This window comes from Aquipuribacter aurantiacus (genome assembly GCF_051216895.1).
GTDB lineage: Bacteria > Actinomycetota > Actinomycetes > Actinomycetales > JBBAYJ01 > Aquipuribacter.
The window spans coordinates 72933-85091 of record NZ_JBPKAO010000010.1; the positions used below are offsets into that span (position 1 = coordinate 72933).

A 12159-nucleotide genomic window follows, 5' to 3' on the forward strand; every position below is an offset into this window, starting at 1 on the left:
CGCCGGGGCGGGGCGCGGCGCACGTCACCCGGATGCACGGGAGCCGGTCACCGTCGGTGGTCCCGCCGTGACGGGGCCCCCACCGGTGACCGGCTCGACGTGCTGCGCCCGGGGGCGCGCGGAGGACCGGTTCAGCCCGGCAGGCTGGCCGCCCCCGCCGGGAGGAACCGTCGGCCGTTGACCCGGTCGCTGTACCCCTCGCGGTCCAGCAGCGGGGTGAGCCCGCCCAGGTGGAACGGCCAGCCGGCGCCGGTGATCATGCACAGGTCGATGTCGCGCGGGTCGTTGACGACCCCGTCGGCCAGCAGCAGACCGGCCTCCTGCGCCAGGGCGGACAGGGCGCGCTCCCGGACCTCGTCGGGGCTGCTGGCGGCGCCGCCCGACGGCAGCAGCGCGAGCGTCTCCTCCGCCAGGTACGGCTTGCCGCGCTCGTCCCAGGACCAGATGCCCGGCTGCTTGGCCTCGACCACCTTCTGCAGGGTGCTGGACACCGTGAACCGGTCGGGGAACGCCTCGTGCAGGCTCTCCAGCACGTGCAGCGCGACGGCGGGGCCGACCAGCTGCAGCAGCACCAGGGGGGACATCGGCAGCCCGAGCGGACGGAACGCGGCGTCGACGACGTCGGGCGGGGTGCCCTCGTCGACGGCGGCGAACGCCTCGGACAGCATCCGGATCAGCAGCCGGTTGACGACGAACGCGGGGGCGTCCTGCACCGGCACGCACGACTTCTTCAGCTGCTTGCCGACCGCGAAGGCCGTCGCGACGGTCGCGTCGTCGGTGCGGGGGGCGCGGGCGATCTCCACCAGCGGCATGATCGCCACCGGGTTGAAGAAGTGGAACCCGACCATCCGCTCCGGGTGCTGCAGGTCCGCCGCCATCTCGGCCACCGACAGGCTCGAGGTGTTGGTGGCGAGGACGCAGTCGGGGCGCACGACCTGCTCGAGGCTGGCCAGCACCTGCTTCTTGACCTGCATCTCCTCGAAGACGGCCTCGATGACGAGGTCGCACCCGGCGAACACGGCGTGGTCCGTTCCGGCCGTGACGAGGGCCTTGAGCCGGTTGACCTCGTCGGGGCCCATCCGGCCCTTGCCCGCGAGGGTGTCGAGCTCGCCGTGGACCCGGGCGACGCCCGCGTCGGCGCGCGACTGGTCGAGGTCGGTCATGACGACGGGCACCTTGAGCCGGCGGACGAACAGCAGCGCGAGCTGGGAGGCCATCAGGCCCGCGCCGACCACGCCGACGGAGCCGACGGGGCGGGCCAGGGCCTTGTCGGGCACGCCGACCGGACGCTTGGCACGCCGCTGGACCAGGTCGAAGGCGTACATCCCGGCCCGGAACTGCGGCGACACGATCAGGTCGGCCAACGCCTCGTCCTCGGCGGCGAACCCGGCGTCGCGGTCGTTCGTGCGTGCCGCCTCGACCAGGTCGATGGCCCGCGGGGCGGCGGGCGCGGCCCCGCCGAGGCGGGCCTTCACGCCGGCCCGGGCGGCGGCGACCGCACCGTCCCAGGTCGCGGCGTCGGCCGTGTGGTCGGTGCGCTCGACCGTGACGCGACCGGCGATGACGTCGGCGGCCCAGGCGACGGACCGCTCGAGGAAGTCGGCCGGCTCGTACATGACGTCGGCGATGCCGAGGCCGAACGCCTTGGGGCCGGTGAGCATGCGGTTCTGGTTGAGGGCGTTGTCCACCATCACGGTCAGCGCGCCCGGCACGCCGATCAGGCGGGGGAGCAGGTAGGTGCCGCCCCAGCCGGGGACCAGGCCGAGGAAGCACTCGGGCAGCGCCACGGCGGGCACCCCGGAGGAGATGGTGCGGTGGGTGCAGTGCAGGGCGATCTCGAGCCCGCCGCCCATCACCGCCCCGTTGACGAAGGCGAACGTGGGCACGCCCAGCTCGCCGAGGCGGCGGAACACGTCGTGGCCCAGCCGGGCGACGGCCAGGGCCTGCTCGCGCGTGACGACCTGACCGGTGCCCTTGAGGTCGGCACCCACGGCGAAGATGAACGGCTTGCCGGTGATCGCGACCCCGCGGACCTGACCGGAGGCGATGCCGTCGGCGAGGCCGTCGAGCGCGTCGCCGATCCCGAACAGCCCGGCGGGGCCGAAGGTGGTCGGCTTGGTGTGGTCGTGGCCGTTGTCCAGGGTGAGCAGCGCGAGCTGCCCGCCGTCGGTCAGCGGGACGAGCTGGACGTGGCTGGCGGTGACGACCTCGTCGGCGAACAGCGCCGTCATCTCGTCACGGTCGTAGCGGGTGGCGGTGTCGGTGGCGGCGCTCACGCGGCGTCCTCCTCGTCGGTGGTGGCGGGACGGGCCCAGTCGCCGGCGTCGGCGTGGTGCGGGTTCTCCCAGATGACGGTGCCGCCCATCCCGATGCCGATGCACATGGTGGTCAGCCCGTAGCGGACCTCGGGGTGGGTCTCGAAGTGGTCGGCGAGCTGGCTCATCAGCCGCACGCCGGAGGACGCGAGCGGGTGCCCGACGGCGATCGCCCCGCCCCAGGGGTTGACGCGCTCGTCGTCGTCGGCGATGCCGAAGTGGTCGAGGAACGCCAGGACCTGCACGGCGAAGGCCTCGTTGATCTCGAACAGGCCGATGTCGTCGATGCTCAGGCCCGCACGCTGCAGCGCCTTCTCCGTCGCGGGGACCGGGCCGACGCCCATCACGGACGGGTCGACCCCGGCGAAGGCGTAGCCGACCAGGCGCATCCGAGCCGTCAGGCCCAGCTCGCGGGCGGTGTTCGCCTCGGCCATCAGGCAGGCGGTGGCGCCGTCGTTCAGACCCGCGGCGTTGCCCGCCGTCACGCGCCCGTGGGGGCGGAACGGGGTCTTCAGCGAGGCCAGGTCCTCGACCGTGGTGCCGGGACGCGGCGGCTCGTCGGCCGTGGCCAGGCCCCAGCCGCGCTCGGCGTGCCGGGTGGCCATCGTGACCAGCCCCTGCTGGAGCCGGCCGGACTCGTAGGCCGCGGCCAGCTTGGTCTGGCTGGCGACGGCGTAGGCGTCGGCGCGCTCCTTGGTGATGTGGGGGAAGCGGTCGTGCAGGTTCTCCGCGGTCGCGCCCATGACCAGCGCCGACGGGTCGACGATCTTCTCCGCGACGAAGCGGGGGTTGGGGTCGACGCCGGAGCCCATCGGGTGGTGGCCCATGTGTTCGACCCCGCCCGCCACGGCGATGTCGTAGGCGCCGAAGCCGATGCCCGACGCGGTCGTGGTGACCGCCGTCATGGCGCCCGCGCACATCCGGTCGATGGCGAACCCCGGGACCGACTTCGGCAGACCCGCGAGCAGCGCCGCGGTCCGGCCGATGGTCAGACCCTGGTCACCGGTCTGGGTGGTCGCTGCGACGGCTACCTCGTCGATCCGCTCCGGCGGCAGCGACGGGTTGCGCTCCAGCAGGCCGCGGATGCAGCGCACGACCATGTCGTCGGCTCGGGTCTGGGCGTACATCCCCTTGTCGCCGGCCTTGCCGAAGGGGGTGCGGACGCCGTCCACGAAGACGACATCTCTGACGGTGGTGGGCACGGGGCCTCCCGGATCGGTCTGGGCGCCCGCGTCCTCACGGGCTGCCCGACCTATGTTACCGCTCGGTAACTACGGGGTCGAACCCTCGTCGGGGTCCGTCCGGGTGACGGACCCGGACCCGGCCGCGGCCTGGGCCGCCCCGGCGGCGAGGGCCGTGCTCAGCGCGGGCGCGGTCAGCGACACCTGCCACTCCCGGGCTCCCCGGCCCCGCAGCAGCCCAGCCACGTCCTCGACCGTGGTGCCGGGCGGGTCCCAGGCGAGGCGCCGCGCGGTGTCCGGGGTCAGCAGGTTCTCCAGCGGCACGTCGTGCTCCGCCGCGAGGCCGGCGAGCGCGGCACGCACGTGCACGAGGCGGGCGGCGGCCGCGGGGTCCCGGTCGGCCCAGGCGCGGATCGGCGGGGGGCCGTCGCTGCGGGGCGGAGGACCGGGCAGGTCCTTCTCGGGCAGGGCCAGGGCCTCGTCGATCGCGTCGAGCCAGTAGCGGCCCAGCCGCCGGTTGGCGGGGCCGGAGAACACGGGCAGGCCGGCCAGCGCCTCCAGCGTGCGGGGCTGCGACGTGGCGGCGTTGATCATGGCGGCGTCGGGGAGCACCCGCCCGGGGGCCACGTCGCGGCGGCGGGCCTGCTCCTCCCGGGCGTACCAGAGGGCACGCACGACCGCCTGCGCCCGGCGGGAGCGGAGCTTGTGCACCCCGGACGTCTTGCGCCACGGGTCGACCTTGGGGGCGGGCGGGCCGGCCGCGGCGACGGCCGCGAACTCCTCGCGCGCCCAGCCCAGCTTGCCCTGCTGCTCCAGGTCCGCGGCCATGGCGTCGCGCACGTCCAGCAGCAGCTCGACGTCCAGCGCGGCGTAGGTCAGCCACGACGTGGGCATCGGCCGGGTCGACCAGTCGACGGCCGAGTGCTCCTTGGCCAGCCCGACGCCGAGGTAGTGCTCGGTGACGGCCGCCAGCCCCACCTTGGGCAGTCCCGCCACCCGGGCGCCCAGCTCGGTGTCGAAGACGGTGCGGGGGCGCAGCCCCAGCTCGGCCAGGCACGGCAGGTCCTGCGAGGCGGCGTGCAGCACCCACTCGGGACCGTCGAGAACGGCGGCCAGCCCGGTCAGGTCCAGATCGGCCACCGGGTCCAGCAGGACGATCGGACCGTCCTCGCGACGGAGCTGGACCAGGTAGGCGGCCTGCCCGTACCGGTAGCCGGAGGCCCGTTCGGCGTCGACGGCGACGGGACCGTCGGTCGCGGCCAGGTGCTCGACCGCGGCGTCGAGGGCGGACTGGGTGGTGATGACGTCAGGGGTGCCGTCGCGCGGGGCGCTGAGCACGGGCACGGCCGGCGGGTCCTGGGCGGGGGCACCCGGCTCGGGCGCCTCGTCGCGGGACGGGGCCGCCGCGGGCGCGGTGGCGGCCGGCCGGTCCTGCGGTGCAGGGGTCACGAAGGCGTCGGGCACGCGGAACGGGTCGGCGAGAGGGTCGGGCACCCCGCCACAGTAGGGGAGCCGGTCAGCGCGGGCCCGAACGCAGCAGCGCGAGGAGGACCAGCGGGGGTGCGGCCAGCGCGAGCCACACCGGGGCGCCCAGCAGCAGGGGGAGGACGGCGAGGGCGGCGGCGTCCGCCCCACGGAGAGGGTCGGACACCGTGCCCAGCGGTACCGGCCCGGCCTCGGTCATCATCAGCGCCCCCGCGTCCCCGGCGGGGGGCGTGGCGGAGCGCACCGCGCCGGCGAGGGCGGCGCCGGCGAGCGCGAGCCCCTGCCACGCAGGGGCGCCCGTCACGAGCGCGGCGAGCAGGGCCCAGACGAGCACGACGAGGCCGGGCGCCACGAGCAGCGCGGCGCGGGCCCGCCGGAGGTCGACGGGCAGGCTGCGCTGCAGCGACGCGGACCGGGTGAGGGCGCGGACCGGGACCGCCGTCCGGGTGGCGAGCGCCGTGGCGACGGCCGTGGCCGCGGCCAGCCCGGCGGGGGTGCCCAGCAGTGACGCGACCACCAGGGGCACGACGAGCAGCACCAGGGCGTCCAGCACCCGCTCCGGCCGGCTCGTGACCGCGAGCGCACCGACGACGACCAGCGCCGTCCACACCCCGCCCTGGCGCGGCAGGCGGAGCCGGGCCCAGCCGCGACGGTGACCGGGGGGCGCCCCCGCCGTGCCGAGGACGTCGGTGTCCAGGCGCAGGACCGCGCCGACGACCGAGCGCCGGGCGCTGCCGGGGCCGAGCAGCACCCGGACGGGCATGCGGTCCAGCCGCAGGACGGCGACCGCGGTCACCGCGGCGGCACCCAGCACGGTGAGGCCGGCGACCAGCCCGAGCGGCAGGGACGCGCCACCCGTCGTCGCGCCGGGCAGGAGCAGGTCGGGCAGGGGCGAGCCGGGCAGGAGCGGGCCGGGCAGCAGGACGACCGCGGCGGTGGCGAGCGCGCCGAGCAGGGTCACGGCCCGCACCGGCCGTCCAGGGGCGCCCGTCGCGGCCGCCCTCACCTGCAGCAGCACCAGCCCGGCGACCACCCCGACCGACGAGGCGGCTCCCAGCAGGGCGATCGGCCCGACGCCGGCGCCGGGCGCGGCCCAGCCCGTGGCCCGCCCCGCGAGGGCGACGTCGGGTCCGAGGGCGAGCAGCCCCACCGCGGTGCCGCCCGCCGCCCCCAGTGCGGCTGCCACCAGCAGGGCACGGACCAGGCCGGGCAGCAGCAGGCGCCCGCGGGCCGCCGGGGTGGACAGCAGCCAGGTCGCCTCGCCGGCGGTGACGCCCAGCGGGCCCAGGGCCCGGGCTCCGGCCCCGAGCAGACCCAGCAGCAGGACGGACAGCGAGCCGGCGAGCGCCGGCCGCTGCCCGTCGGTCAGGCAGGGCGCGGGTGCCGTGCACCCGGCGGCGTCGGTCAGGTGCAGCACGGCCGCGACGAGCAGCGACCCGACGACTGCGGTCGTCAGCACGGTCAGGTACCAGCGTCCCAGCCGCTCCGACCAGTCCGTCGTCCCGGCGCCCGGCCTCCCGGCGCCCGTTGTCCCGGTGGTCCGGGACGGCCCGCGGTCAGGCACCGACCGCCACCTCCCGACCGCCGACGGCTGCGGCGAGACCGGGCTCGTGGCTGGCGAGGAGGACGGCGGCCCCCGTCGCGGCGACCGCGCGCAGGTGATGACGCAGCCAGTGCCGACCGTCGTCGTCCAGGCGCTGCTCCGGCTCGTCGAGCACGAGCAGGCGGCAGGGCCGGACCGCGGTCGCCGCGAGCAGCACCCGTCGACGCTGCCCCGAGCTGAGGGTGGCCGGCAACCGGTCCGCGACCGCGTCCAGCCCGGTGCCCGCGAGGACCTCGTCGACGACGCCGGCCGGGTCGGGCACCCCGTGCGCCCGGGCCAGCAGGTCCAGGTGCTCGGTGACGGTCAGGTCGTCGAGCAGGTCGGCGTCGCCCAGCGAGGACGCGACCGCGCGTCGGGTGCCGGGGTCCCGCTCGTCCAGCGGGCGTCCGTCCAGCAGCACCTCGCCGCCGTCGGGTCGGTCCGCGCCCACCACGCAGCGCAGCGCCGTGGTCTTGCCGGACCCGTTGGCCCCGACCAGGACGACCACCGCCCCCGCGGCGACGTCCAGGTCCCAGCCGTCCAGCACGACGGGGGAGCCCGGGCCCGGGTAGCGGCGTCGTAGCCCGCGCACGGTCAGCCCGGAGGTGGTCACCACCCACCCAGCGTAGGACGACGTCCCGCCCCGGCCTTGTGTCGCCGGCGCGACAGACGTGTCGGCCGTGGTCGCGGAGGATCGGTCCCGGGAGCACCGCAGGGGCTGGTGCGCAGGAGGTCGGCATGCGGGCGACGCGGACACGACGCTCCACCGACGGCGACCAGGACGGCCGGGGCGCAGCCCGGACCACCGTCGCGAGACCCCTGTGGCTCCCGGTCCGGGGGCAGGCCTCGACGGCCGTCGCCGGGCCTGCGCTGCTGCGCCGCCTCGGCCGCCCGCGCAGAGCGGTCCTGGTGGTGCAGCAGCGCGCCCGACCCGGTGGTCCTCAGGCGTGCGCGAGCCGGTCGCGGTCCAGGACCACCGTGCGGCCCCGGCCGAGCCGCAGGATCCCGTCGCCCTCCAGCCGACGCGCCAACCGGTTGACGGTGGGCCGGCTGGTCCCGGCCATGGCGGCGACGTCCTCCTGGCGGATCGGGATGACGACGGGGCCGTCGCCCTCGGCGTAGAGGTCGGCGAGACGGACCAGGGTCGCCACGATGCGTTCGTCGACCGGCAGGTGCAGGGCGTCCAGGACCTGCTCGCTGAGCCGCTGGACCTGCGCGGCGAGGACCAGCAGCAGGCCGCGGTCGACCCTCGGGTGCAGGGTCCGCACCCGGTCCAGGTCCTTGCGGTGCAGGACCCGGGTGCGCACGTCGTCCAGCGCCACGACGTCGGCCGTGCGGGTGGCCTCGGGCACGAGCAGGCTCAGCTCGCCGAAGGAGTCACCTCGACCGAGCACCGCCAGCGTGACCAGGTCGCCGTCCCGGGTGGTCCGGCGCACCACCACGTGGCCGTGCTCGACGACGTGCAGGCCGTCGCCGCGGTCGCCCTCGCGGAACACCGTCGAACCGGCGCGGTAGCTGCGGGGCTGCATCCGGGCCAGCACCGACGTGCGCTCGTCGTCGGCGAGCCCCGAGAACGGGTCCTGCGGCACCCGGGGACTGTAACCCCGGCGAGGCCGCCGTGGCTCAGGCGACGGCGCCCGCGCGCATGGCCATGGCGACCATCTCGGCCCGGTCGCCGGTGCCCAGCTTGCGGGCGATCCGGGCCAGGTGGCTCTTGACGGTGAGGGCGGACAGGCCGAGGGACTCCCCGACCTCCTTGTTGGAGCGGCCGTCGGCGACCAGCGCCAGCACCTCGATCTCGCGCGCCGACAGCTGGTCGACGCCGGGGTCGGACGCGCCGGCGGGCCCCGAGTGGGCGTTGGGTCGGTTGGTGACCAGGAAGCACCGGGCGCCGGCCATCAGGGCGCCGCGCACCGTGAACGGGTCGGTGGACTGCGACAGCAGGACGGTCCGGGTCCAGCCCATCGACCGCAGCGTCTCCACGGCAGCGATGCCGGACCCGTCGGGCAGCTGGCACTCGACCACGGCGAGCGAGGTCGGGGTGCCGCGGCCGAGCAGCCGGGCCTCCTCGACGAGACCGGCCGTGGCCACGTCGGCGGCACCGAGGGAGGTGAGCACGCGCACCAGCGACTCGCGCAGGCCGGGGGACCCGGCGACGACGGCGGCGTGGAACCGGCCTCGGCTCAGGGGGATCCGAGCCCGCTCGTGGACCAGGGTGGACATGGGTGCCTCCTCCTCAGGTGGGGAGACGTCTCCTCACCTGACTGCTCATCGGCCGCGGTACCGGCGACCTTGAGCGGTCGGGGGCACCGGAGCGGAGCGGTGAGGAGGGTTCAGCGGCGGCGGGGCAGGGCGCTGACCCCGGCGGGCAGCGGCGGCAGCCCGGCCAGCCGGCACAGCACGTCCGCCCAGGCGTCCAGCTGGGCGTCCAACGGCCCGAGCGGGGTCCAGGACGCGCGGAGCTCGACCTGGATCGCGGCCGGTCGGTCCGCCAGCGAGCCGAAGCTTTCCGACACCACCCGGGTGACCGTGCCGCCGAGACGGTGCGCGGGCACGTCGGGGGCCACCAGCGCCTCGCCCAGCCACGCCCACACCACGTCGGCCAGCATCGGGTCGGCGGCGAGCTCGGGCTCCACCACGGCCTTGACCAGGGCGATGACCCGCAGGTCGCTGTCCCAGGCGTCGGGGCGGTCCGGGTCGTGCAGCAGCACGAACCGCCCCCCCGCCTCCTCCACGTCGTCCTCGAGCCCGGTGGTCGGGGGCATCGCGGACAGGTCGACGTGCCCTTCCACCGCGTGGGCGTAGGGGGCGACCCGACGGGGCGGCGGGATCTCGCCCAGGCGGACCTCGGGACGCACCTGCGCGGAGCGCAACGCGGCCACGGCCTCGTCGAAGACGGCGGACGAGGGCGCCGAGGACCGGATGGTGGTCACCAGCCGAGAGTAGGTCGCGACCACGACGCCGGGGCGCTACGGCCCGGGCGTGTCCGGGGGCGGTCGGTGCGGATGACACCATCGACCGGTGAGCACCCCCGACCTGGTCCGAGCCGCCCGAGGCGAACCCGTCGACCGCACCCCGGTGTGGTTCATGCGGCAGGCCGGCCGCTCGTTGCCGGAGTACAAGCAGGCGCGCGGCTCCACGGCCATGCTCGAGGCCTGCCGCACCCCGGAGCTCGTCGCCGAGATCACGCTGCAGCCGGTGCGCCGCTACGGCGTCGACGCCGCGGTGCTGTACAGCGATATCGTCGTGCCGCTGCACGCGGCCGGGGTCGACGTCGACATCGTGCCCGGCACGGGCCCGGTGATGGGGGCCCCGGTGCGGACCGCGGCCGACGTCGACGCGCTGGCGGCGCTGCCCCCCGCGGACCTGGGCTTCCTGGCCGACGCCGTGCGGCTGACCCGGGCCGAGCTGGGCGCCACCCCGCTGCTCGGGTTCGCCGGGGCGCCGTTCACCCTGGCCAGCTACCTGGTCGAGGGCGGGCCCAGCAAGGACCACGCCGCGACCAAGGCGCTCATGCACGCCGACCCGGGCCTGTTCCACGCCCTGCTCGACGTCGTCGCGGACATCACGGCCCGGTTCCTGCGGGTGCAGGTCGACAACGGTGCGGCCGCGGTCCAGCTGTTCGACTCCTGGGCGGGGGCCCTGTCGCGGCCGGACTACGAGCGTCACGTCGCGCCGCACTCGGCGCGGGTGCTGGCCTCGGTGACCGACGTCCCCCGGATCCACTTCGGGGTCGGGACGCAGGACCTGCTGCCGTCGATGGCCCGGGCCGGCGCCGACGTCGTGGGCGTCGACTTCCACCTGCCGCTGGACGAGGCCGTCGACCGCCTGGCCGCGGCGGGCACGCCGCGACCGGTGCAGGGCAACCTCGACCCCGCCCTGCTGCTGGCGCCGTGGCCCGTGGTGGCCGAGCGCGCGACCGAGGTGCTCCGCGCCGGGCTCCGCGCCCCCGGGCACATCTTCAACCTGGGGCACGGTGTCCTGCCCCCCACCGACCCCGACCAGCTGGCGCGGCTGGTGGACCTGGTGCACGGCTTCGACCGGGCGGGCGAGCTCCGGGCGTTGGACCCCAGCCCGACCGCATGACCCGTCGGCACGTGCTGGTCGTCGGCGGCGGCGTCAGCGGGCTCGCCGCGGCGCTGGACCTGCTCGACGCCGGCGCCGAGGTGACCCTGCTCGAGGCGCGGCCGCTGGTCGGCGGGCTGGTCCGGCGGGCGGACCTCGACGACCTCCCGCTCGACGTCGGGGTCGAGGCCCTGCTGGCCCGCCGGCCCGAGGGCGTCGACCTGGTCCGCCGGCTCGGGCTGGAGGACCGCCTCGTCACGCCGTCGTCCGCCCGGCCCGCCGTCTGGCGCACCGACGGCGCCCGCTCGCTGCCCACCGGCACCGTCATGGGGGTGCCGGGGCACGCGAGCGACCTGTCGGTGGCGCTGCGTCCGGACGAGGTGGCACTGACCCGGTCCGCCCTGGCCGTCGCGCGTGAGCGTCCGGAGGTGGCCGCGCGGCGACGCGGCCCCGACGTGAGCGTGGCCGAGGCCGTCCTGGCGGAGTCGGGTCGTCCGGTGCTCGACCTGCTCGTGGAGCCCCTGCTCGGTGGGGTCCACGCCGGGCGGACCGACGAGCTGTCCCTGCGCTCCACCGTCCCCGCCCTGTGGGCGGCCTGGCGGCGGGGGGAGCCGTTCGCGGACGCGGTCGCGGCCGCCGGGGCCGCGGCGACGCCGGGGGCGCCGGTGTTCACCGGGCTGCGGGGCGGCATGAGCCTGCTGGTGGACACCGCGGTCGAGCAGCTCCGGGCCCGGGGGGCACGGGTCCTCACCGGCACCCTGGTGCACGACCTCCGCCGCGAGGCCCGCGGCTGGGTCGTGCGCACCTCGCCCGCGCAGACCGGGGGCCGGCCGGACGCGACCGGGCCCGACGACGACGCCACCGCGGGCGGTGCCGGGCCGGTCACCGAGCTGAGGGCCGACGCGGTGGTCGTCGCGCTGCCCACGACCCCGGCGCAGCGGCTGCTGGCCGACGCCGCCCCGGACGCGGCGCGTCCGCTCGCCGAGGTCCCGGTGGTCTCGGTCGCGGTCGTGGCGCTCGCGCTGCGCTCGGCCGTCCCGGAGCGCTCCGGGCTGCTCGTGCCGCCGGGTGAGGCGGCCGCCGCAGGGGTACGGGCCAAGGCGGTGACCTTCAGCACCCGCAAGTGGGAGTGGCTGGCGGAGGCCGCCGCAGGCCGCGAGCTGGTCCGGGTCTCCTACGGCCGGCGCGGCGAGCAGGACGTGCTGCAGCGACCGGATGCGGAGCTGGTCGACCTGGCGCGGGCGGACCTGCGGACGTTGCTCGCCGTGGACGGCGTGCAGGGCGACCCGGACGTGGTCGGCGCGCAGGTGGTGCGCTGGGGTGGTGCCCTGCCCCAGCAGACCGTGGGCCACCACGAGCGGGTCGCGGCGGTCCGCGCCGCGGTCGCCGAGGTGGGCGGCCTCGCGGTGGCCGGTGCGTGGCTCGACGGGGTCGGGGTCCCGGCCTGCATCGGGTCCGGTCGCGCGGCGGCCGCGGCGGTCCTGGCCTAGGGCCCTGGCCGCAGCGGGCCGGACGCGGTCGGGATACTGGG

Annotated in this window: 10 protein-coding genes; 2 read left to right on the forward strand and 8 right to left on the reverse strand. The window is 76.7% G+C overall.

What is annotated here, in order from left to right; all coding sequences use genetic code 11:
• Window positions 1-131 precede the first annotated feature (131 nt).
• From ACR80Q_RS13810 to ACR80Q_RS13845, 8 genes are all read right to left on the reverse strand, one after another.
• Window positions 132-2231: a 3-hydroxyacyl-CoA dehydrogenase NAD-binding domain-containing protein gene (locus tag ACR80Q_RS13810; protein WP_435378282.1), complete on the reverse strand. Its 2100-nt coding sequence runs from the start codon at window positions 2229-2231 to the stop codon at window positions 132-134.
• A 41-nt stretch (window positions 2232-2272) separates the two neighbouring features.
• Window positions 2273-3517, reverse strand: coding sequence for a thiolase family protein (locus tag ACR80Q_RS13815; protein WP_435378210.1), 1245 nt, complete (start codon window positions 3515-3517; stop codon window positions 2273-2275).
• A 69-nt stretch (window positions 3518-3586) separates the two neighbouring features.
• Window positions 3587-4990, reverse strand: coding sequence for an HRDC domain-containing protein (locus ACR80Q_RS13820; protein WP_435378211.1), 1404 nt, complete (start codon window positions 4988-4990; stop codon window positions 3587-3589).
• A 22-nt stretch (window positions 4991-5012) separates the two neighbouring features.
• A complete protein-coding gene (locus ACR80Q_RS13825; protein WP_435378212.1) occupies window positions 5013-6545 on the reverse strand; it encodes a DUF6297 family protein in 1533 nt (510 codons plus the stop codon).
• Window positions 6538-7179, reverse strand: coding sequence for an ABC transporter ATP-binding protein (locus ACR80Q_RS13830; protein WP_435378213.1), 642 nt, complete (start codon window positions 7177-7179; stop codon window positions 6538-6540). The genes ACR80Q_RS13825 and ACR80Q_RS13830 overlap by 8 nt, the downstream gene beginning before the upstream one ends.
• Window positions 7180-7504: 325 nt before the next feature.
• Window positions 7505-8152: a Crp/Fnr family transcriptional regulator gene (locus tag ACR80Q_RS13835; RefSeq protein ID WP_435378214.1), complete on the reverse strand. Its 648-nt coding sequence runs from the start codon at window positions 8150-8152 to the stop codon at window positions 7505-7507.
• Between the two features lie 34 nt (window positions 8153-8186).
• On the reverse strand, window positions 8187-8786 hold the full coding sequence (locus ACR80Q_RS13840; RefSeq protein ID WP_435378215.1) for a response regulator transcription factor: 600 nt from the start codon (window positions 8784-8786) through the stop codon (window positions 8187-8189).
• 110 nt (window positions 8787-8896) lie between these two features.
• The gene (locus ACR80Q_RS13845; RefSeq protein WP_435378216.1) at window positions 8897-9496 is read right to left on the reverse strand and encodes a DUF3000 domain-containing protein; all 600 of its coding nucleotides are present in this window, start codon (window positions 9494-9496) and stop codon (window positions 8897-8899) included.
• An 88-nt stretch (window positions 9497-9584) separates the two neighbouring features.
• Here ACR80Q_RS13845 and hemE point away from each other — a divergent pair, with 88 nt between their 5' ends.
• Together hemE and hemG are read left to right on the forward strand one after the other, a co-directional pair.
• The gene (hemE, locus tag ACR80Q_RS13850; RefSeq protein WP_435378217.1) at window positions 9585-10649 is read left to right on the forward strand and encodes a uroporphyrinogen decarboxylase; all 1065 of its coding nucleotides are present in this window, start codon (window positions 9585-9587) and stop codon (window positions 10647-10649) included.
• Window positions 10646-12118 carry a protoporphyrinogen oxidase gene (gene hemG / locus ACR80Q_RS13855; protein ID WP_435378218.1) on the forward strand — a complete coding sequence of 491 codons (1473 nt, stop codon included), beginning with the start codon at window positions 10646-10648 and terminating at the stop codon, window positions 12116-12118. Before hemE ends, hemG begins: the two co-directional genes overlap by 4 nt.
• Window positions 12119-12159: the final 41 nt, after the last annotated feature.